Below are 24440 nucleotides of genomic sequence, written 5' to 3' on the forward strand. Positions count from 1 at the left end.
AAACGCCCATTGAAAGCTGGCGTTCTATCACACCGGCGGGACCAGTCGCCCCCGCCGGTGTGGTTTCCACCGCGCCATTTTTATTTTACCGTGACCACCGGACAATGGGCCGTAAGAATGACAGCCTGGGCCGTGGAGCCGAAGAGCAGTTTACCGACTTTGGATCTGCTTTTCACCCCGAGGAGAATCTCATCCACTTCTTTTTCCCTGGCATAGGCCACCAGATCGTCCCCGGCATCAAATCCGCGGATCAGCAGATGGGTGTCGCAGTCCACTTCGTTTCCGGTAAAAAAAGCTTTGGCATCTGCCAGATGTTTTTCAGCCTCCACAATTTTTGCCTGATCATCTTCCGCGCCTTCCCGCATTGAGGTCACCACCAGCACCTTGGCGTCAAAGGCCTTTGCATGCGTTACCGCCAGATCAAGCAGATCCTTTCCCACATTAACGCCCTTGTACCCCACCAGAATTTTCATAACTGTCCCCTTTTGTTAAAATGTCAAGATTTCTGCGGTTGATTTCGCAATCATTGGTAAAACATCAGGCCCATAAACCATAAAAAAAAACCACCGGATGCACAAGGAAAATCATCACCTGGCCATGCCGGGCACATTTTTGTACTGCCGGGCCTGACGCCTAAACGCGATGAGTTTTTCACAAAGACAATAGCCCCGGGAGCAATCTAACGGGTGCCGGCAGACAGAACCGCCACCCGGTTCCGGCCCTGCTCCTTGGCCTGGTAGAGCGCCTTGTCCGCGGTGTTAAGGTGGTGGTCAAGGGAAAACTCAGGATCAAAGGCCACCCCGCCCACGGAAATGGTCAATGTCTCGCCATGGGGATATTCCTGGCGGTAAATATCCCTGCGCAGGCTGTTTAAGAATTTTTCTGCATCTTCGATACTGGTTTCGGGCATTAAAAGAACAAATTCCTCCCCGCCGAACCGGGCAAAAAGATCGGATTTGCGGATCCGGTTACTGACGGCCTTCACAAAGGCGACCAGGACCTTATCCCCTGTCCCGTGCCCGTAGACATCGTTGACGGACTTAAAAAAATCCAGATCCAGGACGGCGATGGAGAGGGGGTGCCCGTGCCGGGCCCCCAGCAGCATCAGCCGGTCGGCTTCAAGGTAAAATCCCCGCCGGTTGGGCAGGCCGGTGAGTTCGTCGGTGACGGCCAGCTTTTTTATCAGGCTGAAATTACGGTTAAGGGTGGACCTCATATCATCCAGGGTTCTGCCCAGAAGCGAGAATTCGTCATTGCCGCGCCATTGGCACTCAGTATCCAGATCCCCTTTAGACAGGATGCGCGACTGATTCATCAGCCGGTTCAACGGCCTTAAAATCTTGAAATAAACGGCCGGCAGCATCAGGCTGAGGCCGCCGGCGGCCATGGTAAAAAAAAGGACCAGACTATGCCTGATTTCCGCTTTCAGGCGGGGGGCGATCCACCCTTTATCCACATCAATACGAACATGGCCCAGGGTTTCCCCGCCCCGGGATATGTTTTTTGTCAGGGAAAGGGTATCAAACCGGCGGCCTGCGGTCTGCTTTGACACCCGGAACAAATGAAGGTCGAAAAGGCTGGAAAAAACCTCAATTTCAACGATACGTTCGTCCCTTAGGAGCACACTGGCCGTATTTTTCACCCCTTCCGGGGAAAAAGAGGCCAGGGAATCCTCAATATTATCGGCAAGGGCGGCCAGGCTTTCACTGTGAAAGGCATCCAGTTCTTTTTCAAGGGCGGCCCGTGTGCGGCCCATGCTCATCACCATGCCCAGCGCCATTGCCACCAGCATACCCAGAATCAGTATACAGACCAGATAAAAGGCGACACTATGTATCTTGGGTATTTTTCTAATATGCACGTCAGGGGCACTTTTTGTTTTGGGTATAATCGTGGACCTGGACCGTCCCCATCACAATGTCCTTTCTTATCTGCGCAATGCGCTGCCGCATTCCAGGGGTCACCAAAGACTGGTTATGCCGGTCAAATACAATCCCCACGGCATCCTGGGCCAGTCCCAGCAGCTTGTAGTTATCCCGCCAGACCCCCAGTTTTGCCAGCATAAGGGCGGCAAACACAGCCTTGTCCGTCCGCTTTACCATTGAGGTGAGTACGGATCCTGGAAACAGCCCGTTCTGGTTGACATCCACCCCGATACCCAGCTTTCCCCGCTTTGCCGCAGCTTCAAGCACGGCCGGTCCGGCACCGCCCGCTGCCTGATAAATCACATCCGCCCCTTTGTCCATCATGCTATGGGCCAGGGCGGCAGTGGCGTTTCCGTCAAACCATGCGCCCTTATAATCCCCAGTGAATCCCTCCAGCACCTGTATCTGGGGCCGGATATACCTGGCGCCCTGGCTGTAGCCGCATAAAAACCGCCGCTGGAACGGGGTATCCACCACGGATACAAAGCCCAGAATTCCGGTTTTGCTGGCCATGGCCGCCAGGGCCCCGGCCAGAAAGGAGCCTTCATGCTCAGCCATGACAAAGGAGAACATATTGGGTTCGTCCCGCACCGTATCCAGTACAATGAAGCGGGTGGCCGGGTATTTGCGCACAAAACCGACCAGATCGGGGAAATGGTTGCCGTAAAGCATAAACACCGGGGAGAAACCGCTCTCGGTGCAGAGGGTGACACATCGGACATAATCGGCCATGTCCAGCCCGGACACCATCTCCCGGACCTCAAGCCCTGTCTTGTCCTTAAACCGCTCCACCCCTTTATGGATGGCCACATTGAAAGAGTTTTTCTCAATGCTGCCCTGGTAAATCACCGATGGCTTAAATACCCGGGCCCGGGCCAAGGCACCGTCCATAAAACAGACCGCGACCACCGCAGCAGCAACCGCCGCCCATACCCGGGATCGGCCTTTTATGATCTCATCTAACATTTTTCCCTGAAACTGCCGGCTGAACTGATTTCGATAAAAGAGGCACCGTGCCTGGGCCCAAAGCTTCCGGCCAACACGATAATAAGTTCTTCGTCATTGAAATGATTTTCAGTGATGAGCCGGCAGATGGATTCCTGGAGGTGCCCGGTGGAAGAGCCCCCCGCCATGGGGATATAATCTGCAAACACCCCAAAGGACAGGGAAAGCTGCCGCATGACCTTTTTGTCATAGACCTGTGCGAAAATGGGATTGTCTCCCCGGTAGGCCGCCAGGGCCAGGATGGACTTTCCAGAAACGGAATCCGCCACAATCCCCTTGGTATTCAACCGCAGTGCCGCCTTTACAGCCGCCTTGGCCAGGTAAGCCGTCACCTTGTTCTCACTGGTATAGGGCACATCAATAAAGGAACTCCGCTTCGCCTCCACCTCCTTGGCAATCTTGGCCATGGTCCTCACGGCCACCTCGGGATATTTTCCGTTGGCCGTCTCCCCGGAAAGCATCAGGGCGTCGGCATGGTCCAGGCAGGCATTGGCCACGTCCGAGACTTCCGCCCGGGTGGGCCTGGGGGAATCGATCATGGAATGAAGCATCTGGGTGGCCACGATCACCGGCCGCCGGCGCTCAATGCAGGTCTGGACGATCTGCTTCTGTATCAGCGGGATTTGCTCGGTGGGAATTTCAACGGCCAGGTCCCCCCGGGCGATCATCACCCCGTAGGCATGGTCCAGAATCTCCTCAAGGTTTTCCACCCCCTGGGCGTTTTCAATCTTGGCAATGATTTTGATGGGGGATTTCTTTTTATCCAGGATGCTCTGGACCGCCATCACATCCTCTTTGTTTCTCACAAAGGAATGGGCGATAAAATCCAGATTCTGTTCCGCGGCAAACTTGATAAATCCCTTGTCCTTTTCGCTGAGGGCCGGCAGTTTGACGTGAACGGACGGGATATTAATACTTTTCCTGGGATGGATGGTTCCGTCGTTCTCCACATGGCAGATCAGATGGTTATCTTCTTTTTTCATCACGGCCAGGGCGATATACCCGTCGTCAATGAGCACGGATGAGCCCACAGGCACATCGTTGACAAACCGGTCATAGGACACGCAGATAAGATCTCCGGTTGATTTTTCACCGGGTGCCCCCTTGATGCGGATAAAATCCCCATGCTTCACTGACAGGGGGGCTTCTGCGTCGCAGGTTCTGATTTCAGGCCCTTTGGTATCCAGAAGAATGCCGATCTTTTCGGATACCGCCCTTGTATTCTCGATCACCTCCATGGCATCTTCATGGCTCATATGGGCCGTGTTCAACCGGACCACGTTGATCCCGGCCTCATAAATACGGCCGATGAATTCCGGGGAACAGTTCAAATTGGACACCGTGGCCACAATTTTTGTTTTTCTCATGATCTACGCCTCTCCTTTCCGGCACAGAACCAAGATGAAATTCTCTATACCGGTTTTTGCATCGCTCCCCGATGATTTTACGCTGTAATCCAGGTCGGCAAGGGATTTCAGGGCACGGGCCAATTCATCAAGGGAAAAATTTTCGGATTTTTGGAAATTCTGGAATACAGGATAAGGATTTTTGGGATTGGGGGCAAGTAAAAGATCATTTGCCGCCCCTTTTCTGTTTTTGCCTTTTTTCGGCGCCTCTTTATCCGGTGACAGGATGTTTTCAATTTTTTTATCGGTCTTGGCCGCCTCCTGGTCACGGGCCACGATTCTTGGAAGCAGGACCTGTTTGAACCCGTTAAAATGCATGGTCCTCAACGGCGGCACGCCGGTTCCAGAGGCATAGACCTCAGCGGTAAAGCATTTGATGGCCAAAAGCTTTCTTACCTGGTTCTCAAGGGTTTTAAGAATCTGCAGGGGATGAAACCCTTCATTGAAAAGGGAAGATAAAAGGTTCAGGGCGCGGGCGGCATCCCGCTCCATCACGGCATTGGTCAGGCTGAAAATGGGGTCTTTTTTATCACGGTGGACCACGGCCATGATATCCTGGACCGTAATCACCGGCCGGGTGCCGGTATAGGCCAGCAGTTTTTCAATGTTCCCTGCGAAAAGCTCCGGGTTGAACCCGGTCTGCTCCACCAGGGCGTTGAATCCGGGCGGGTCCATTTTTTTGCCGGTGCCGGAGAGCATCTGCCGGGCAAGGTCACGGAGCACGGCCCGCTGCTCTTCCAGGTCCGCCTTTCTTGCCCCCTGGGCAACGGTACAGTCAATGATCATGCCCTTTTCATTAATGAGCTTGTAGACCTTTTTGCGCCGGTCCGGGGCGCCTGCGGTCATGACCAGGGTATGGTTCTCGGGAATCCCCTTTTCAATGAGTCCGGCCAGCACGTCCATATCCCCGGCAGAGTAAGCTATTTCCCCGGTGCCAGCACGGGCGATAAAAAGCGGGGCATCCTTGAGGGCGATCACCTTTCTGGACTGGAGAAATGAAAATGTGGAAACCTGCTCCACCACATCCCCCACGGGTGTGGTTTTGCCGTCCAGGGTTTCCAGGGCGAATTCCCTGGGCAATCCCCGCAGCAGTTCACCGGTCAATGAATCAAAGGCCTTGCGCACCAGATAGGGCTCTCCGCAGATGAGGAACACTTTTGAAGCGCCCGCTCCTGTTAAGGCGGCCAATTGCCCCTCCAGGGTATTATGTTTGATCAGCCCCATGAAATCACTTTCCTTTTTCCGACCGGAATCTGATCACCATGAAAATCAGGGCCAGGCAGGAAACCACCAGGCCGATGCCCTGGGAAAGGGAGATGAACTCAAAGAAAAAATCTCCCCGAAAATCCCCCCGGAAGAACTCCACCACTGCCCGGAACAGGGAATAGAGCATGACATAGCTCAAAAATACCATGCCGGTGAACCGTTTGCGCCGCTGGATGGCCAAAAGGATGAGAAAGAGTACAAAATTGGTACCCACCATATACAATTGGGTGGGATGCAGGGCCGTGTGCAGCGGCGCCAGGCTCTCGGGGTGGCTGAAGGTCACTGCAATGGGCAAATCACAGGCTCTGCCGTAACAGCAGCCGGCAAAAAAACAGCCGAACCGGCCCACGGCATGTCCCAGGGCCAGGCCCGGGGCCAGCACATCTGCCGTTTTCCAGACTTCCAGCTTCCGTATCCGGCAAAAAATCACTGCAGCGGCCACCGATGCAATAAATCCGCCGAAAAAGACCAGCCCCCCGTTCCAGATCTTGAACATCTCCAGAAAATTATTCTGGTAGTCCTTGAAATTGATACCCACATACAGCAGCCGGGCCCCGACGATGGCAGAGACCAGAATCGCAAAAAAAAGATCGGATACGGTCTGGTGGGAAATGCCGTAAAACCGTGCATTGCGCTTGGTGAACCAAATGGCCGTCATAAAGCCCAGGGCCAGAAAAAGCCCGTAGGTGTAGAGCTTCAGGCTGCCGATCTCCAGAAGGATGGGATACATGTTTTCCCCTTTTGTTTAATTACAGGTATCTATATCTCAGGTATTTTGTTCAGTACAACATGGTAAATAAGTATTGCCATGCCGATGCTGATGGCCGAATCCGCAATATTAAAGGCCGGCCAGTGGGCAGTGCCGATGTAGAAATCCAGGAAGTCCACCACCTTGCCGAACCGGAACCGGTCAATGAGATTGCCCACGGCCCCCCCGAAAATCAGGGCCAGGCCGTATGAGAGAAACACGTGGGTTTCGGCTGTTTTACGGTAGAGCCAGAGGACAAACCCGGCGACGATGGAAGAAAGAAAAAGAAAAACAAATTTCCTCACCCCGTCTGACTGGTCGGCAAAAAAACCGAAGGCACCGCCGGGATTCAGCACATGGTTGATATTGAAAAATCCCTCTACAACCGAGATATGGTCATAGAGGGAGAGGTATGTTGTAATCAGGTATTTGGTGGCCTGGTCGGCAAGGGCAACGCCCCCGCCGGCCAGCGCCAGTCTTTTTATGTTTGGAATCAAAATCCTTACCCCAGAATCTCCTTCAGGGCGTCGGCGCAGCGCTTGCAGGCCGTGGGATGGGCCGGATCGGAGCCGATGCCGGTATCGAACCGCCAGCAGCGTTCGCATTTTTCACCCTGGGCCTTGGTCACTTTAATGGCCAGGCCGTCGATCTCCTTGCCCTCGTATACATCCCCTTCAAGCCCGTCCACCAGCTCGGCCTGGGAGACGATGAAAATATCGTTCAGGGCGCCGGGCAGGCCCGCCACCTGGTCCGCCAGGTCGCCCTGGGGCAGCTTGATCTGAACCCAGGCATCCAGGGGATGGCCGATGAGCTTGTCGGCCCGTGCCGCTTCAAGGGCCTTGGTCACTTCGCCGCGCAGAAGCCGGATATTTTCCCACTTGCCGGCCAGTTCCTTGTCCTCCCAGCTCGGGTCCAGGACCACCATATCTTCCATATGGATACTCTCTTTTTTCTCTCCCCGGTTCATATGCTCAGGGTCCATATGGGTATAGATTTCTTCTGCGGTAAAGGGCAGGATGGGGGCCATGATTTTCACCAGGGCGTCCAGGATCAGGGCCATGGCGGTCTGGGCGTCTTTACGGTCATCCGAGCCGGCCGGAGAGGTGTATAGGCGGTCCTTGATGATATCCAGGTAGAATGAGGAGAGATCCACCACGCAGAAATTGTACAGGGTGTGGTAAATCACATGGAATTCATAGCTGTCATAGGCGGCCAGGCACTTTTTAACCACATTGTGCAGGCGATGGAGAATGAACCGGTCCAGCTCTCCCATTTGGGATACCGGACGGGCATCGGCAGCCCTGTAGCCGTTAAGGTTGCCCAGCAGAAAGCGGCAGGTATTCCGGATCCGCCGGTAGGCGTCGGAAAGCTGTTTGACAATATTGTCTGAAATGCTCACATCCCCCCGGTAATCGGCGGAGGCGGCCCAGAGCCGCAGCACGTCGGCACCGTACTGCTTGATCACCTTTTCCGGGGCCACCACATTGCCCACGGACTTGGACATTTTCAATCCCTTTTCATCCACCACAAACCCATGGGTGAGCACGGCCTTGTAGGGGGCATGGCCGGTGCGGCCCACGCCGGTGAGAAGGGAGGAATGAAACCATCCCCGGTGCTGGTCGGAGCCCTCAAGGTAAAGATCCGCCGGCCGGGAGAGGCCGTCACGCTCGTCCAGGACGGCGGCATGGCTGACCCCGGAATCAAACCAGACGTCCAGGATATTCTGGTCCTTGGAGAAACTTTTGGACCCGCATTCACAGGTGGCCCCCTCGGGCATGAGGAACTCGGCATCCTTTTCAAACCAGATATCCGAGGAATGCTCGGTGAACAGCTGATGGATCTTGTCCACGGATTCCCGGGTCACATAGACCTTTTTGCAGTCATTGCAGTGGAAAACGGGAATGGGAACCCCCCAGGAGCGCTGCCGGGAGAGGCACCAGTCCGGGCGGTGTTCGATCATGGAATAGATCCGTTCCCGGCCCCAGGAGGGAATCCAGCTCACATTGTTGATCTCGTCCAGGCTCTTTTTACGCAGTTCCATCTTGTCCATTGAGATGAACCACTGGGGGGTGGCCCGGTAGATCACCGGTTTTTTGCACCGCCAGCAATGGGGGTAGGAATGCTCCATGTTCTCATTTTTGAGCAGGGCGTTCTTTTCTTCCAATGTCTTATTGATTTCGGCATTGGCCTTGAAGATGAACTGGCCGGCAAACATCTGGACATCCGTGGAAAAGACCCCGTTGTTCTCCACCGGAGAATAGCACTCAAGGCCGTAGCGCTTGCCCACGATATGGTCGTCTGCGCCGTGGCCGGGAGCGGTGTGGACGCAGCCCGTACCCGCATCCAGGGTGACATGGTCCCCGAGGATGATCAGAGAGTCCCTGTCATAAAAGGGGTGGCTGCATTTTTTATTTTCAAGGTCGGCCGCAGCGATTTCGGCAATGATCTCATATCCGTCCATGCCGAATTGGGCCATCACATTTTCCACCAGGTCTTTGGCCATGACGAGGATGCCCTGGTACTGGGTTTTCACGGCGGCATAGACAAAATCCGGATGGAGGCAGACCCCGAGGTTGGCCGGCAGGGTCCAGGGGGTGGTGGTCCAGATCACCATGGAGACGGTCTGGCCGTCGGCTTTGGGGATCAGGGCTGAGACATCGTCCTTGATGGGAAATTTCACGTAAATGGAGGGCGAGGTATGGTTGTGGTACTCGATCTCGGCCTCGGCCAGGGCGGTCTGGCAGTTGCAGCACCAGTAAATGGGCTTTTTACCCAGGAACATATCGCCGGACAGGGCAAACTCGCCGCATTCCTTGGCGATCCTGGCTTCATAGGGGTAGTTCATGGTCAGGTAGGGCTCGTCCCATTCCCCGGCCACGCCGAAGCGCTTGAACTCCTCTCTCTGGATGTCCACAAATTTCTTGGCATAGGCCCGGCACTCCCGCCGGACCTGCACCGGGGTCATCTCCCTTTTCTTTTTGCCCAGCTTTTTGTCCACGTTGTGTTCAATGGGCAGCCCATGGCAGTCCCAGCCCGGCACATAGGGGGCATTAAAGCCGCTCATCTGTTTGGAACGGATAATAATATCTTTTAATATCTTATTGACGGCATGGCCGATGTGCAGGTGGCCGTTGGCATAGGGAGGGCCGTCGTGGAGGATGAACTCGGGTCTGTCCTTGGACTGCTCCCGGAGTTTCTCGTATATTTTTTTCTGCTCCCACTCCTTGATCATGGCAGGTTCGCGCTGGGGCAGGTTTGCCTTCATGGCAAACTTGGTTGAGGGCAGGTTCAGGGTTTTCTTATAATCCATTATTCCTCCGGTATTCGGATAGGTTGACATTCAATATTAAACTTTTCTTTGTAATGGCAACCTGCCAAAAAGTCAAGAATTATGCAGATTTTCGCAATTTTTTACCCCAGGGCATCCCCGAGTATTTTCTCAAGTGCCTTCATGGATTTTGAGGGCGTGGCCCCCTTTTTTTCTTTTTGCACATTTCTGACCAGCTGGCGCAGCCGCTGCCGGTCCAGCCCCGGGCATTGGTCCAGCAATCGCTCTATCTCCCCTGTCCCGCCGCCAATCAGGAGGTCCACTCTGTCCTGCACCTTGTCCGGTTTGCCCGGGGGTGGCGCCGGGACCTCATCATCAATCCCGTCCAGGGCTTTACGCACGGCCCCGGGATCCACATTCCGCATGAGTACACCGATATACTGCCGGTGCCGCCGTGCCGCCACCTTGGCCGTGATGGACTTGCCATCGATCAATGCCGCCTTCAGTTTTTCCGGAATATCCATGCGCTCCAATTGGGGAACCGAGAGTCCGGCCAGTTCCAGCCCCAGTTTCTGGAGGGCCTCAGCCTCTTTTTTCTTCTGTGTTTTGCTCTTATATTCGATCTCTTCTTCCATGGCGCCATCCTTAAAATGCTCAACTGATTTGTATTATCTTCCGGCCAGGGCCGCACCGGCCATTTCCACATCGGCCTTCCACTCGGCAGGGGAAATCCCCCACCTGCGGCAGTCTTCCGGATCTGCATCCCTGTTGAATGCAGCCTTCAGCCACAGGGTATCACGATTGTCATAGCACCAGGCGGCAAAGGAATCATCCCTGAGAAAAGTGGACGGGGAGACACCTGGATTCTCCCGCATCATCTGCCTGAGTTCATCAGCGGTTTTCGCAAACATAGTCTACCTTATTATCTTTAGCTTTCAGTCACAATGGATTTCGTTTATTGGGCCGCGGGGCGGCAAGGGACGAATAACCGAATCAGGCCGGTGCTGTCAACCCCTTCCCCTGAATTCGGCCGTCGCCCCTTTGCACATTTGCAAAAAAAAATATCGTTGAGAACTTCTTTATTCTGGGCTAAGCTGGAGTAATTTCTAATTAAGATTCCGGAGGTCATTCATCGTGCAGGAAGACGCTCTGTTAAATCTCAGGACATTTCTTTCACCGGAAATCGTTTACGGACGGGGTGCATTGGATCTTTGCGGCCGACATGCCCTCAGCCTCGGCGCATCCAAGGTATGCGTCGTTACAGACCCTGGCGTCAGAAAAGCCGGATGGACAAAAAAAGCCGAAAAAAGCCTGTCCCAGGCCGGTATCCCCCATATCGTCTTTGATGCCATTACGCCCAACCCAAAGGCCCGGGAGGTAATGGAAGGCAGCGACCTGTGCATCAAGGAAGAATGCGACCTTCTGATTGCCGTGGGCGGAGGCAGTCCCATGGACTGCGCCAAGGGCATGGGGGTAATCATGGGAAACGCCGGCCACATCCTGGATTACCAGGGGGTGGATATGGTACCCAGCCCGGGCCCGCCGCTGATTTTTATTCCGACCACCGCCGGCAGTGCGGCGGACGTTTCCCAATTTGCCATTGTCACGGATACGGACCGGAAAGTTAAGGTTGCCATCATCAGTAAGATGGTGATCCCCGATATCGCCCTAATCGATCCGGAAACAACCACGACCATGCCCCCGGACCTGACCGCGGCAACCGGCATGGACACCCTCTGCCACGCCTTTGAGGCATATGCATCCACGGCCGCATCCCCCCTCACGGATATGGCGGCCCTTTCCGCCGTGCGGCTCACCGCCGCTTACCTGGTTAACGCTTACAGGGAGCCCGGCAACATGAAATACAGGGACAAGATGATGACCGCCAGCCTCATGGCAGGCCTGGCCTTTTCAAATGCCAGCCTGGGACTGGTCCACGCCATGGCCCACAGTCTGGGCGGCGCCCTGGGACTGCCCCACGGAGAGTGCAACGCCCTGCTTCTGGAGCAGGGGGTGAAATACAATTACGGGGCCATGCCAGAAAAATACAACGACCTGGCAGAGGCAATGCAACTTGACATCCACCGCCTTGGACCGGACCAGCGGGCAGCGGCACTCTCCCAATGCATCGCCGGCCTGCGAAAAAAATTGGGCATCACCCAGCGCCTCAGCAGCCTGGGTGTCCGGCAAGAAGACATCCCGGGCCTGTCGGAATTCGCCTTTAAAGACCCCTGCCTGGCAACCAACCCAAGGGAGGCCGGGCCGGAGGAGATCCAACAATTATACATGAACATCTTCTAAGGGAGAGGGAGGCCGCCGCCCCCAATGGATAAGCCGAAAAACAACCCACCCCAAAAGGGTAGATTCCACGAATCCGCCCGCAGAAAATTCCTGGCCCTGGGCATGGAAACCACCCGCAAAAGCTATTATCCTCAGCTCAAGGCCCAGCTAGAAAATGCCAGAAGGGACAAACGGCGGCTGCAGCTTCTCATCGACAGCCTGCCGGCCCAGATTTCCTATATTGACGCAGAAGAAAGATTCATCCTGGTAAACCGGTCATTTGAGGCGGCCTTCAAACTGGACCGGGCCGAGATCATCGGCAGCCGAATGAAAAAAATCCTGGGCAACAAAATCTACTCCCAGACCCGATCCCACATTGAACAGGCGCTCTCCGGACGGTCAGGCCGGTTTGAATATTCTTTATCCCGCGGCGGATCTGCAGAAAAACACTATGCCATCCATTATGTGCCTGAAAAAGAAGAATCGGGACAGATCACCAGCTTCTACGTAATGACCATCGATGTCACTGAAAAAAAAGAAGCGGAAAAGGAAAAATCCAGGATGGAGGCAGTTCTGCACCAGGCCCAGAAAATGGAAGCCATCGGCACTCTCTCCGGGGGAATTGCCCATGACTTCAACAATATTCTTTCCGGGATGTTCGGCTATTCCCAGCTCATTGACCTCCACGCAGAAAATCCCGAAAAGGTCAGGGCCAACAACCAGAAAATCATGGAGGGGGCCCGGCGGGCAGCCGACCTGGTCCGGCAGATCCTCACATTCAGCAGAAAAACAGAATACAGCCGCCAGCCGCTCTACCTCTCTGCCATTTTAAAGGAAGCCCTGAAACTTCTCCGGTCCACTATTCCGGTCACCATTGAAATTAAAACCGATATCCAATCCAGGGCCATGATCCTGGCAGATGCGACCCAGATCCACCAGGTCATCATGAACCTGTGCACCAATGCCTACCACGCCATGGGGGATAAAGGCGGCACCCTGTCCATCGGACTAAAAAAAACGGTCCCCAAGGATTTCACCCGGGCGGCCCAGGGCGTCAAGGAAACAAGCCAATACCTCTGCCTTGAAGTCAAAGATACCGGCCCGGGCATCCCCCCGGACATAAAAGACCGGATATTTGATCCTTATTTTACGACAAAAGAACAGAACAAAGGCACGGGGTTAGGCCTGGCCATCGTCAACGGGATTGTGGAAAAACACGAAGGATTCATCGAATTTGACACCCATCCCGAAACGGGCACCCAATTCCGGCTTTACTTCCCCATTCATCAGGCGCGGGCAGGATCCGGCAGGGAGCGACCGGCAACACCTGCAGCAGCCCCGCCGAAAGCGGCCGGAAACATCATGGTGGTGGACGACGAGCCCCCCATCACAAGCACCTTATCCGCCATTCTCTCCAGGCAGGGATACAGGGTCACCCCCTTTGAAGACGGAGAATCGGCGCTGGCCTCATTTGCCGGTGATCCGGCAGGGTACGACCTGGTCATCACGGATATGACCATGCCCGGCATGACAGGAGACAGGCTGGCCCGGCGACTGCTGGAAATCCGCCCGGATGTCCCCATCATCCTCTGCACCGGATACCATGAAAAATTCACCGAAGCCGCCGCCAGGGAAGCCGGCATTGCAAGATACCTTCAAAAGCCGGTTATAGGGCCGGAACTCTCGGCGGTCATACAGGAGCTTTTAAATGGTGCCTGAGCCAAGGCAGGTGACTTACTTTTCCTTTAAACAGAGAAGGTAGCGCTCCGCCCCGTCAAAGGGGAGCTTATAACGGCGGGTGATAATCTCAAAGGTATTTTCCAGGCCAGGGGTGATTTCCGCCGGGGCATGTTCCCCTTTCATGGCGTAGATCACTCCGCCGGGGCGGAGCATGGGCCGGGCCAGGGCCACAAATTTTTCCAGATCGGCAAACCCGCGGGAAATAACAGCGTCATAGCCATTGGCATGGCCTTCATTTTTAGCCAATTCTTCCACCCTGTCATGGACCGCTGCAATATTCTCCAGCCCCAGGGTTCTCACCACATGATTCAGAAAATTTACTTTTTTACGCACACTGTCCACCATGGTCACAGCCATGCCTGGATTTAAAATTTTCAAGGGGATGGCAGGGAAGCCGCCGCCGGTGCCCATGTCCATGATCCGTCCCGTCCAAGGGGAGCAGTCATCCATAAGGGGGCAGGCGCAGACGGTATCCACAAAATGTTTTTCTGCCATGGCAGCCGTTCCCCGTATGGCTGTCAGATTAATTTTCTTATTCCACAGGCTCAGCTCCCGGGCATGGCCGGCCATGAGGCGGAGCTGGCCGGGGGACAATTTCACTCCGGACAAAGACGCGCCTTTTTCAAGGCGGTCCGTAAACAATTGTACATCAAAGGGCATGAATGATTCTCTTGAAGGTTAATTGCCGAGCAAAATACCGGCATTGGTGTAAAAGGTGCCTGCCACACAGGCGGTCATCAGACAGGCAAAGGTTGAGGCCAGAAGCGCCCTTGCCCCGACTGCGGAAATATCCCGGGTCCGTTCAGGGGCCAGGGCCGCCACCCCGCCCACGAATATGGCCATGGAGGCCAGATGGGCAAACCCGCACAGGGCATATGCTGTAACCACCGCCGACCGGCCGTGGACCAGGGCGTTGTCTGCCAGGGCTTTTGCCAGATCCTGGTAGGACGCCACTTCCGTAAGGATAATCCGCTCACCGATAATCTGTGAGATCAGTCCGGCATCATCCATGGGGACGCCGATGATCAAGGTAAAGGGGTAGAACACATACCCGAGGACGGCCCTCAGGGACCATTGCATGGAAGTGCCCATCCAGCCGTTGACCAGATCCGCCGCACCGGCCAGGGCCAGGTCCACCAGGGCCACCAGCCCCAGCACGGCAATGAGCAGGGCCACGATGCTGAATATGGCTTTAAGGCCTGAGTTGGCACCGTTGATCACGGCCTCAAAAATATTGGCATCCCTTTCATAGTGGACATCCACCACCCGGCCCATGGTCCTGGGCGTGCCGGTTTCCGGCAAAAAAAGCTTAGCCATGACCAGGGCGGCCGGTGCCGATAGAAAGGAGGCGGATATCAGGTGCCCGGCAATGGTGGGAAAGGTGCTGTACAGGGTAAAAACATACAGGGCCAGCACATTGGAGGCCACGGTGGCCATACCCGCCGTGAGGATGGTGCACAGTTCCGACCGGGTCATGGTATCGATGTAGGGACGTACCGTAAAGGCAGATTCCACCCCCACAAAAATATTGGATGCCGCACACAGGGATTCGGCCCCGGAAATCCGCATGAGCCGGGTAAACACCTTTGAAAACTGCCGGATCACAAAGGGCAGGATATTATAATAGTAGAGGATGGCAACAAGGGCTGAAAAAAACAAGATGGTGGGCATGGCCTGAAAGGCGAATATAAATCCCATGGAACCCTGAACCCCGGGGGGCAGCGCCAGGGGTCCGAAGGCAAACTCAGCCCCCTTGGCTGAAGCAGAAAGTATTTTCACTGCCAGGTCATTGACCTTCTGGAACAGGATCACACCGGCCGGCACCTTGAAAATAAAGAGGGCAAAAACCAGTTGAAGCAGAAGCCCCCACCCCACCAGGTGCAGATTGATCCGGGTCTTATGGCCGAAAATAAACCGGGATATCCCCCATGCAAGAGCCAGGAGAATAAATATCCCCGCAAAGCTGACAATATTATAGATTTCCATGGTTAAAACCTTCCCCAGGGGCGGATGACGGCATCACCGCCCGTATCGGCTTTGAGTTTATCCCTGTCAGGCCCGGCTTCCGCCCGGGATCCATAGGCACCGCTCCTGACAAGATACCATTGGCGGCCTTTATTGCCGGTCAACTCAAGAATCCGTGCCGGGTATCCTTTTTGACTCAGTTTCTCCAGCATTTTTCCTGCATTGTCCTTTCCCAGATAAGCGCCGACCTGGAGTTCAAACCTGGCCGTTTTTTCCGTTTGCGCCGTCATTTCCGATTTAACCGGCTGTTTTGTTTCAACCGTTTTTTCCTCTTTCTCCGTCTTTTTCACCGGGGCCGGTGCCTGGGCCAGAACCGGTTCTTTGGTGTCCGCCGCCTTTTTAGGTGTTGCTTCTTCTTCCGGTTCACCCTGCCCGTCCGATCTTTCAGCCGTCATTTCATTGAGTCGCCGTCTGGCGTATTCACGGCCGGGATCCAGGGCCACGGCCTTTTCATAAACCTCGGCAGCCGCCCCGGTTTTTCCTGTCTTTACCAGAAGATCCCCCTTCAGGCAAAGGGCCAGATAATGTGCCGGAAAGAGGTCAAGGCTCTTTTCCGCATCTGCGATGCCCCGGTCGTACTCGTTCAGGGCCGCCCAGCAGATGGCCCGGTTGAAGTAGCCGAAATGGTTGTCCGGCCTCAGGGCCAGTTCCTTGTCGTAAAATTCTATGGCCTTGCGGTATTCCTTTTTATAATACCAGGCCACCCCCATATTGGAATACAGGTCTTTGAGGTCAGGTTTCAGGGTAACGGCTGTTTGGAAATCATTGATGGCCTCGTCATACCGTTTCATTTTCATATAGCCCACACCGCGGTTCCGGTATGCATCCGGGCTGTCGGGCATAATCTTGATGAGCTGGGAAAAAACAGCCACCGCTTCCCCGGCCTTCTCCTTTTTAAGCAGTGCCACCCCCCGGTCAAATAATTCATCTTCTGTCCCGGCCGATACAATGGTCCCCAGACAGAGCAGGACAAAACACAAGACAACTATTTTCTTCACCTCACAGTCCCCCTGATTTTTCGAAAAAATATGGATATACCCCTGTCTACTATAAAAAACCGGTGGTTCCAAATCTATTTTTTCATTTTTTTCCAGTGTTGTCACCACCTGTACCGGTTTCATCATCGAAAAATTACGCCCGAAAGGCTAAAAGGAAGGTAAAAAAGCCGCCCGAAAGGACAATTTTATAGGCATTACACAAATATGTTGACAAATCAACAAAAAAAATATATTTTGGGGTTTTCAGAAATTTAGGCATTACTCTGACGACTTAATTAAATCGTAACATAAGCTGAGTAAAGACACATATGGCAATGCCTTTGGCAATGGTTGTATTTTTTTGTTGTTTCAAAGGATTTTTTATTCATTAAGGATGAGAAAAAAATGATCAAAGATCTTACACGGGTAAGGAATATCGGAATCAGTGCCCATATTGACTCCGGTAAAACCACACTTACTGAGCGGATTCTGTTCTACACGGACAAAATTCACAAAATCAATGAAGTCAGGGGCAAAGACGGTGCCGGCGCCGTTATGGACTCCATGGAATTGGAAAAGGAAAGGGGCATCACCATTGCCTCCGCCGCCACCCATTGCGAGTGGGACAACCATGCTGTCAACATCATCGACACACCGGGCCACGTTGACTTCACCGTTGAAGTTGAAAGATCCCTGCGTGTACTTGACGGTGCCGTGCTCATCCTCTGCTCCGTAGCCGGTGTGCAGTCCCAGTCCATCACCGTTGACCAGCAGATGAAACGGTATCAAGTTCCCTGTATTGCCTTTGTCAACAAATGCGACCGTTCCGGTGCCAACCCCCATAAGGTTGCCGCTCAGCTGAGAGAAAAACTGGGCCACAACTCAGTGATGATGCAGCTGCCCATCGGCCTGGAAGACCGCCTCCAGGGCATTGTGGACCTGGTCACCATGAAGGCCTACTACTTTGAAGGTGACAACGGTGAAAAAATGGTGGAAAAAGAGATCCCCGCCGACATGGTTGATGAGGCAGAAGCGGCCCGGGAAGAGATGATCGATGCCGTTTCCCTGTTCTCTGAAGAACTCACCGACGCCATCCTCGAAGAAGCAGAAATCACCGAAGAGATGATCCGCACGGCCGTGAGAACCGGCACCATCGCCCGGGAAATGACCCCGGTGTTCATGGGTTCCGCTTACAAGAACAAAGCGGTACAGCCCCTGCTCAACGCCGTTGTGGACTACCTGCCCTCTCCCCTGGACATCAACAACGAAGCCATCGACCTGGACAACAACGAAGAAGCGGTGACCCTGGAATCCGATCACGACAAGTCCACCGTTGCCCTGGCCTTCAAACTTGAAGACGGCCAGTACGGCCAGCTCACCTACATCCGTGTATACCAGGGCTGCATCAACAAGAGCGACACCATGATCAACACCCGGGACGGCAAAAAATACAAAATCGGCCGCCTGATCCGGATGCACTCCAACCAGATGGAAGATGTCGACGCCATCCCCGCCGGCCACATCGGCGCCATGTTCGGTATCGACTGCGCCTCGGGCGACACCTTCTGCTCTCCGGATGTCAACCTGAGCATGATCGCCATGAACGTCATGGATCCGGTTATCTCCCTGTCCATCACCCCCAAGGACAACAAGGCCCAGATCAACATGTCCAAGGCCCTGAACCGGTTCACCAAAGAGGACCCCACATTCAAAACCTATGTGGACCACGAAACCGGAGATACCATCATCCAGGGTATGGGCGAGCTTCACCTGGAAGTTTACGTTGAACGTATGAAACGTGAATACAAGGCTGAAGTTGAAACCGGCAAACCCCGTGTTGCCTACAGGGAAACCATTACCAAAAAGGCACCCTTCAACTACACCCACAAAAAACAGACCGGTGGTTCAGGTCAGTTCGGCCGTGTTATGGGTTTCATGGAACCCACCGAAGAAGAATTTGAATTTGTCAACAAGGTAACCGGCGGCAGGATCCCCACCCAGTTTATCTCTTCCTGTGAGAAAGGCTTTGCAAACTCCATGGAAAAGGGCCCCAACCTGGAATTTCCCGTTACCGGTATTAAAATTACCCTTGAAGATGGTGCCTTCCATGCGGTAGACTCTTCGGAAATGGCTTTCCAGGCAGCAGCCAGAGGCGGTTTCCTTGAAGCGTACAACAAAGCCAAACCCGTTATCATGGAACCCATCATGAAGGTTGTTATTGAAAGCCCCAACGAGTTCCAGGGTGCCTGCATGGGCCTGATCAACCAGCGCCGCGGCATCATCCAGGGCTCCCAGGAGGAAGGCACCATGAGTGTAATTGAGTCCCAGGTTCCTCTGTCGGAAATGTTTGGTTTCTCAACCGTTCTGCGCTCCGGCACCCAGGGCAAGGCCCAGTTCACCATGGAATTTTCTACCTACAAACAGGTTCCCCAGTCTGTGGCAGAAGAAATTGCCAAGCAGAAAGCGGAAGAAAAAGCAGCCAAGAACAAATAACGCCTTTTTAGATGAAGAGAGGAACTATGCTTAAAAAAGATCTGATTCTTAGAAGCCCGGCTGAAAAAGCCATGGGTGTTGAAAATATCATTGACGGGCGGTTCGGTGCCGTGCTGTCACGGGCCGGTGTGGGCAAAACCGGTTTCCTGGTACAGATTGCCCTGACCCGGCTGCTTTCCGATGAAAAAATTCTTCATATCAGCCTTGATGATCCCATGGAAAAAATCAATGTAAGATATGATGAAGCATACCACAACCTGGTAGACAGCATCGGCTACGTTGATCCCCAGAAGGCCGTCCGCCTCTGGGAATCCATCAAGCACAACAAGGTGGGCATCTCCTACACCGAGACCACTTTTGAGGTTGAAAAAATCCGGGATTACCTGAAAAGCTTCAAGAAAGCCGACCTGGCCCTGCCCACCATCATGGTGCTGGACGGCCTTGATTTTGATGCGGACCTGGACAGCGTCCTGGAAGACCTCAAGCAGCTCAACAAGGAATTTTCCATCTCCATCTGGCTGTCCATGCAGAGCCACCGGGAAGAACCCCTGAACAACGAAGGCTATCCCGTACAGCTGGCTGCCCACGAGGAACTGGTCAACAAAGCCATTTTCCTGAATCCCGTGGACAACAAAATCGAAGCCATCGTCCTCAAGGACGGCGACCGGACCGACCAGAAATACACCCTGGACCCGGCCACCATGATGCCCTTGGAAGACTAAGGCTTCCGCCGGAATCATACCGGTCCATCTGCGCTTAAAAAAGGCCCGGGGAGTCTGTGACAGACTCCCCGGGCCTTTTAATTTTTGAAACAGGTTGAAACAGGTCCTTAAAGCAAATTTACAAATTATCTTTACAGTGGCATACTCATCTTGAATTCAATTTTCCGGCTCAATTGCATTTCAAAAAGGAGGCTCGCCCCCAGCCACCATGGAACGGCTCAGAAAAAAAATAATTTCCATCGACGGAAAAGGCTATAAGGCCTACAAGGGACTCCAGGGGGACTACAGGTTCCCGGACTACCGCCTGTTCATTGATCATGTTCAGGGAGACCCTTATGCTGCGCCCTCCAAACTCAGGGTGAGAATCGACAGAAAAACTGCCGGTTTCCCTGCAGACACCACGTCAAGCCGGAGCCGGACAATTGCCCTGTGCGATCATCTAACCCGTCAGTTCTGCCGTCAATGCCTCAAGACGACAAAGGGATCCAGGGGGATTGGAAAAAGCGGGCGGATCATTATGGACAAACCGGTTCAGGAAGTCCTCAACCGGACATCCATGATTATCAATGACCGGTTTGTGGAGGCCCGGTTTTTCATGGGCCTTCCGGCAAGGGGCCGGAAAATATCCGGCAAGGACGCCATGGATATGATCTTTGGTGAACTCCCCGGGATCATCCCTTCGGCCATGTTCATGGACAATTTGGATCATCACGCCTTATATCTGGCAATAAAAACGGCCGAGGATTCGGATTTTCTCAGAAGCCGGTTGAAAACACACAGACTTACCTGTTTTGTGGCGAATGGGTCACACCTGCCCAGGCTCAGCGGCATTGATTCATCTCCGATGGATCCGGATAAAGCCATCCCGTTTAAATCCCCCCCGAACCTTGAGGTCCAATTCCATTTACCCAATTCCGGTAAAATCACAGGAATGGGCATACCCGAAGGGGTCACATTGATAGTGGGGGGCGGCTACCATGGCAAATCAACCCTGTTGAACGCCATTGAACTTGGGGTGTACAACCATATCCCCGGAGACGGGCGCGAAGGGGTGGTCACCATTCCCGATGCCGTTAAAATCAGGGCTGCAGACGGAAGAAGCATCTCAAACACAGATATTTCCCCCTTTATCAATGACCTGCCCCTTGCAAAGGACACCGCCTGCTTTACCACCCAAAATGCCAGCGGCAGCACCTCCCAGGCAGCCACCATTTCCGAAGCCATCGAAGCCGGCGCAAGCCTGCTGCTGCTGGACGAGGACACCTCGGCCACCAATTTCATGATCCGGGACAGCCGGATGCAGGCCCTGGTCCCCAGCGAGGAAGAGCCCATTACGCCATTTATCGATAAAGTCAGGCAATTGAACAGGGATCTGGGTATCTCCACCATCGTGGTCATGGGCGGGGCCGGGGATTATTTCTCTGTGGCAGACCATGTGATCCAGATGTCGGAATACCAGCCCCATGATGTGACCGGAAAGGCCCATCACATTGCAGAAACCATCATGACCGGGAGGGTCAGTGAAGGGGGCAAAGATTTCGGAAAAATAAACACCCGGATCCCTGAAAAAGCAGGCGTCCCCCCAAACCGTTCCGGCAGGGAGAAAATCAGCGCGCCACGGGTCAGAGAAATCAGATTTGGAACTGAAACCATCGACCTGGGGGACATGGAACAGCTTGTGGACATCTCACAGACAAGGGCACTGGGGCATGCCATCAGATATTCAATTCAAAAGATGGACGGGAAACAGACCTTAAGGGAAATTGCAGACCATCTCATCTCGGAAATTCAGGAACATGGCCTTGACATATTACTGCCCTATATCTCGGGTGATATCGCGGCGTTCAGGCCCTATGAATTAATCGGCGCCATAAACAGAATTCGGACACTCAAAGTAAAACAAAAAATCACGCCGGCCTGATCTTGACGGCGCAGACCTTTGTCTCCGGGATCTTTGCCACGGGATCCACGGCCCGGCTGGTCAGCATGTTGGTGGGGCAATCGCCGAAGTGAAACCCCATGCTGACCACCCCCGGTGGACAGCGGTTACTTACATGGACCCTGGCCCTAACCTCTCCCCTCCGTGAAGCCACTGTCACCCTTGTTCCGGTTTCAAAGCCGAGCCCTGCGGCATCTTCACGGTTCATTTCGACCCGCTCCCAGGGCTGCATCCTGTTCAGCCCTTCCACCCGTCCGGCCATGGAATCAGTATGGAAGTGGTAGAGGCTTCTGCCGGTGGTCAGAATGAAGGGATAATCCCGGTCCGGCAGTTCTGCCGGGGGCTTGTAGGAGAGGGGCATGAATCTGCCCCGTCCGTCCGGGGTTGCAAATTTTTTCCCGTGGAGGAAGGGGGTTCCCGGGTGATCCCTGGCCGGGCAGGGCCATTGCAGCCCCTCTTTCCCCAGGCGCCCATAGGAGATTCCGCCATACTGGGGAACAAGGGAGGCAATCTCCTTCATAATGGCTTCGGGACCGTCCCAGTCAAATCCCCTGGCCCCCATCCGCCTTGCAATATCGCAGATGATCTCATGGTCGGGCCGGGACCGCCCAAGGGGGGTGATGGCCTGCTTAAACCGTTGAACCCGCCGCTCCGTATTGGTAAAACTGCCCTCCTTTTCGGCAAAGGAGGCCCCGGGAAGTACCACGTCCGCCTTTTGGGCGGTTTCGGTCAGAAAAATATCCTGCACCACCAGAAAAGGCAGCCTTTCAAGGGCCTTCAGGGTATGGCCGGCATCGGCCTCGCTGAGGGCGGGGTTCTCGCCGATGATGTACAGGGCCTTGATCCGTCCATCCAGGACGGCGTCAACGATCTCGGTGTGGGTCAGCCCCGGGCGGGCGGGCAGAGAGACACCCCATGCGGCCTCAAACTTTTCCCGGTTTTCAGGAAGATCCACCTTCTGATAGCCTGGAAAAACCCCGGGCAGCCCCCCCATGTCACAGGCCCCCTGGACATTGTTCTGCCCCCTCAGGGGATTGACCCCGCCCGAGGGCTTTCCCACATTTCCGGTGAGCAGGGCCAGGTTTGCAAGGGCCAGGACATTGTCCGTGCCGTGGGTATGCTGGGTGATGCCCATGGCATAGAAAATTGCGGCCGGGCTGTTTTGGGCAAAAATCCGGGCTGCGGCTTTCAGCGCCTCTCCCGGTACCCGGCAAATTTTTTCAACGGTTTCAAGGCCGAAGTCCTTGAGGGAGGCCTGAAAGCGGTCAAAATTGCTGCACCGGCTTTGGATAAACCCTTGGTCCAAAAGGCCCTGGTCCACAATCACCTTCATCAATCCCATTATCAGCGCCACATCCGTCCCGGGCATGTGCTGGAGGAATACCTTTGCATATTCACGCAGTTCCATTTCCAGGGGGCTTGCCAGTATGAGTTTGGCCCCTGCCCTTACGGCATACTTCATCTGCCGGGCAATGATGGGGTGGGCAGCCGTGGTATTGCTGCCGATAACAAATAGGCAGGCGGCATTGCGGATGTCATTGATGCTGTTGGTCATGGCACCGCTCCCAAAGCTTGTGGCAAGACCTGCCACAGTGGGAGAATGTCACAGCCGGGCGCAGTGATCGATATGGTTGCTTCCCATCACTGCCCGGGTAAATTTCTGGATGGCAAAATTTTCCTCGTTGGTGCATTTGGCAGAGGTGAATACAGCGAAGTCATCACCTTTGACCCCTTTGAATTTTTCAACCACAAGGTCCAGCGCCTCGTCCCATGTGGCGGGTTCAAGTTTGCCGTCTTTTCGAATCAGCGGATCCTTCAGCCGGTCCTGATGGTTGACAAAGGTCAGTCCGAACCGCCCCTTCACACAGAGTTGCCCCTTGTTCACGGGATTTTCCCGGTCCCCCCTGACAGAGACGATCCGGTTGCCCCGGATGCCCAGAACCAGGCCGCACCCCACGCCGCAGTATGGACAGACAGCCTTGGACCATTTTGAAACACCCCGCCGCTCCTTGAGGGCCAGGGCGCCGGTGGGGCATCGGGTCAGGCATTCTCCGCAGGAGGCGCACCTGGAATCCTTGAACCGGTTGTCGTCAAATGTGGAAATCCTTGTGGCATAGCCCCTTTGGGAAAAATCAATGGCGTTGATAGCTGCTATTTCATCGCAGGTCCTGACACAGACCCCGCAAAGGATGCACTTGTTGGGGTTGAAGTCAAAAAAGGGGTTGGACCGGTCCACGGGCTTATCCCCCTTGAACGCCCTCAGGCGTGCCAGGCGCCCTTCATCCACACCCACGTAATTGGCCGCCTTCTGCAGCTTGCAAAGGGTGCTCTGGTTGCACTCAAGGCAGTCCATCTCATGGTTGACAAGGAGGAGTTCCACAATCATCCGCCGGGTTTCGTCAATCACAGTTGTTTCGGTTTTAACCTTCATGCCCTGGCGGACCTGTGTGTTGCAGGCCGTTGTCATCCGGCCGTCCGCCTCCACCAGGCAGAGGCGGCAGACGGAAGAGGGCTTGAGATCTTCGTGGTAGCATAAATTGGGAATGTATATTCCGTTCCCCAGCGCCACCTCAAGGATGGTGCTGCCGGGATCGGCGCTGAGCTGAAATCCGTCAATGGTCAGGGTAATTTTTTCCATGGCTTACT

The 24440-nt window shown here is 54.4% G+C and carries 19 protein-coding genes; 5 read left to right on the forward strand and 14 right to left on the reverse strand.

All coding sequences use genetic code 11. From position 1 onward, the window contains the following. Nucleotides 1-80: 80 nt before the first annotated feature. From HUN04_03010 to HUN04_03055, 10 genes are all read right to left on the reverse strand, one after another. A complete protein-coding gene (locus HUN04_03010) occupies nt 81-473 on the reverse strand; it encodes a universal stress protein (GenBank protein ID WDP88759.1) in 393 nt (130 codons plus the stop codon). Nucleotides 474-679: 206 nt separating this feature from the next. Continuing rightward, complete coding sequence (locus HUN04_03015) at nt 680-1792, reverse strand: sensor domain-containing diguanylate cyclase (protein WDP88760.1); 1113 nt, start codon at nt 1790-1792, stop codon at nt 680-682. Nucleotides 1793-1862: 70 nt separating this feature from the next. After that, nucleotides 1863-2816: a BMP family ABC transporter substrate-binding protein gene (locus HUN04_03020; GenBank protein ID WDP93142.1), complete on the reverse strand. Its 954-nt coding sequence runs from the start codon at nt 2814-2816 to the stop codon at nt 1863-1865. A 68-nt stretch (nt 2817-2884) separates the two neighbouring features. Continuing rightward, nucleotides 2885-4300, reverse strand: coding sequence for a pyruvate kinase (gene pyk, locus HUN04_03025; protein WDP93143.1), 1416 nt, complete (start codon nt 4298-4300; stop codon nt 2885-2887). Next, nucleotides 4301-5560: a DNA polymerase III subunit delta gene (gene holA, locus HUN04_03030; GenBank protein WDP88761.1), complete on the reverse strand. Its 1260-nt coding sequence runs from the start codon at nt 5558-5560 to the stop codon at nt 4301-4303. A 4-nt stretch (nt 5561-5564) separates the two neighbouring features. Continuing rightward, nucleotides 5565-6332 (reverse strand): prolipoprotein diacylglyceryl transferase, encoded by a 768-nt coding sequence (gene lgt, locus HUN04_03035; protein ID WDP88762.1) that lies wholly within the window; start codon nt 6330-6332, stop codon nt 5565-5567. Nucleotides 6333-6361: 29 nt separating this feature from the next. Further along, a complete protein-coding gene (gene lspA, locus HUN04_03040) occupies nt 6362-6955 on the reverse strand; it encodes a signal peptidase II (protein WDP88763.1) in 594 nt (197 codons plus the stop codon). Further along, nucleotides 6853-9660 carry an isoleucine--tRNA ligase gene (gene ileS, locus HUN04_03045; protein WDP88764.1) on the reverse strand — a complete coding sequence of 936 codons (2808 nt, stop codon included), beginning with the start codon at nt 9658-9660 and terminating at the stop codon, nt 6853-6855. The genes lspA and ileS overlap by 103 nt, the downstream gene beginning before the upstream one ends. A 101-nt stretch (nt 9661-9761) precedes the next feature. Next, complete coding sequence (locus HUN04_03050) at nt 9762-10253, reverse strand: DUF615 domain-containing protein (protein ID WDP88765.1); 492 nt, start codon at nt 10251-10253, stop codon at nt 9762-9764. 33 nt (nt 10254-10286) lie between these two features. Further along, on the reverse strand, nt 10287-10529 hold the full coding sequence (locus HUN04_03055) for a hypothetical protein (protein ID WDP88766.1): 243 nt from the start codon (nt 10527-10529) through the stop codon (nt 10287-10289). A gap of 220 nt (nt 10530-10749) precedes the next feature. Here HUN04_03055 and HUN04_03060 point away from each other — a divergent pair, with 220 nt between their 5' ends. Together HUN04_03060 and HUN04_03065 are read left to right on the forward strand one after the other, a co-directional pair. Next, nucleotides 10750-11919, forward strand: coding sequence for an iron-containing alcohol dehydrogenase (locus HUN04_03060; GenBank protein ID WDP93144.1), 1170 nt, complete (start codon nt 10750-10752; stop codon nt 11917-11919). A 24-nt stretch (nt 11920-11943) separates the two neighbouring features. Continuing rightward, nucleotides 11944-13617 (forward strand): response regulator, encoded by a 1674-nt coding sequence (locus HUN04_03065; GenBank protein WDP88767.1) that lies wholly within the window; start codon nt 11944-11946, stop codon nt 13615-13617. 15 nt (nt 13618-13632) lie between these two features. Here the strand turns inward: HUN04_03065 and rsmG are convergent, their stop codons facing one another. Genes rsmG through HUN04_03080 form a run of 3 tightly spaced genes read right to left on the reverse strand, consistent with a single transcriptional unit; the run spans nt 13633 to nt 16661 of the window. Further along, nucleotides 13633-14298: a 16S rRNA (guanine(527)-N(7))-methyltransferase RsmG gene (gene rsmG, locus HUN04_03070; GenBank protein WDP88768.1), complete on the reverse strand. Its 666-nt coding sequence runs from the start codon at nt 14296-14298 to the stop codon at nt 13633-13635. An 18-nt stretch (nt 14299-14316) separates the two neighbouring features. Next, nucleotides 14317-15624: a nucleoside transporter gene (locus HUN04_03075; protein WDP88769.1), complete on the reverse strand. Its 1308-nt coding sequence runs from the start codon at nt 15622-15624 to the stop codon at nt 14317-14319. Between the two features lie 2 nt (nt 15625-15626). After that, nucleotides 15627-16661: a tetratricopeptide repeat protein gene (locus tag HUN04_03080; GenBank protein WDP88770.1), complete on the reverse strand. Its 1035-nt coding sequence runs from the start codon at nt 16659-16661 to the stop codon at nt 15627-15629. A gap of 384 nt (nt 16662-17045) precedes the next feature. Between HUN04_03080 and HUN04_03085 the strand changes: the two genes are divergently transcribed. The 3 genes from HUN04_03085 (at nt 17046) to HUN04_03095 (ending at nt 21776) form a co-directional block, all read left to right on the forward strand. After that, complete coding sequence (locus HUN04_03085; GenBank protein ID WDP88771.1) at nt 17046-19133, forward strand: elongation factor G; 2088 nt, start codon at nt 17046-17048, stop codon at nt 19131-19133. Nucleotides 19134-19159: 26 nt separating this feature from the next. Next, nucleotides 19160-19855, forward strand: a complete 696-nt coding sequence (locus HUN04_03090) for a hypothetical protein (GenBank protein ID WDP88772.1) — start codon at nt 19160-19162, stop codon at nt 19853-19855. A gap of 208 nt (nt 19856-20063) precedes the next feature. Next, nucleotides 20064-21776 (forward strand): ABC-ATPase domain-containing protein, encoded by a 1713-nt coding sequence (locus tag HUN04_03095; protein WDP88773.1) that lies wholly within the window; start codon nt 20064-20066, stop codon nt 21774-21776. Here HUN04_03095 and fdhF read toward each other — a convergent pair. Continuing rightward, complete coding sequence (fdhF, locus tag HUN04_03100) at nt 21763-24432, reverse strand: formate dehydrogenase subunit alpha (GenBank protein WDP88774.1); 2670 nt, start codon at nt 24430-24432, stop codon at nt 21763-21765. The two genes, HUN04_03095 and fdhF, sit on opposite strands and share 14 nt — an antisense overlap. Nucleotides 24433-24440: the final 8 nt, after the last annotated feature.

The sequence above is a fragment of the Desulfobacter sp. genome (assembly GCA_028768525.1).
Taxonomy (GTDB): domain Bacteria; phylum Desulfobacterota; class Desulfobacteria; order Desulfobacterales; family Desulfobacteraceae; genus Desulfobacter.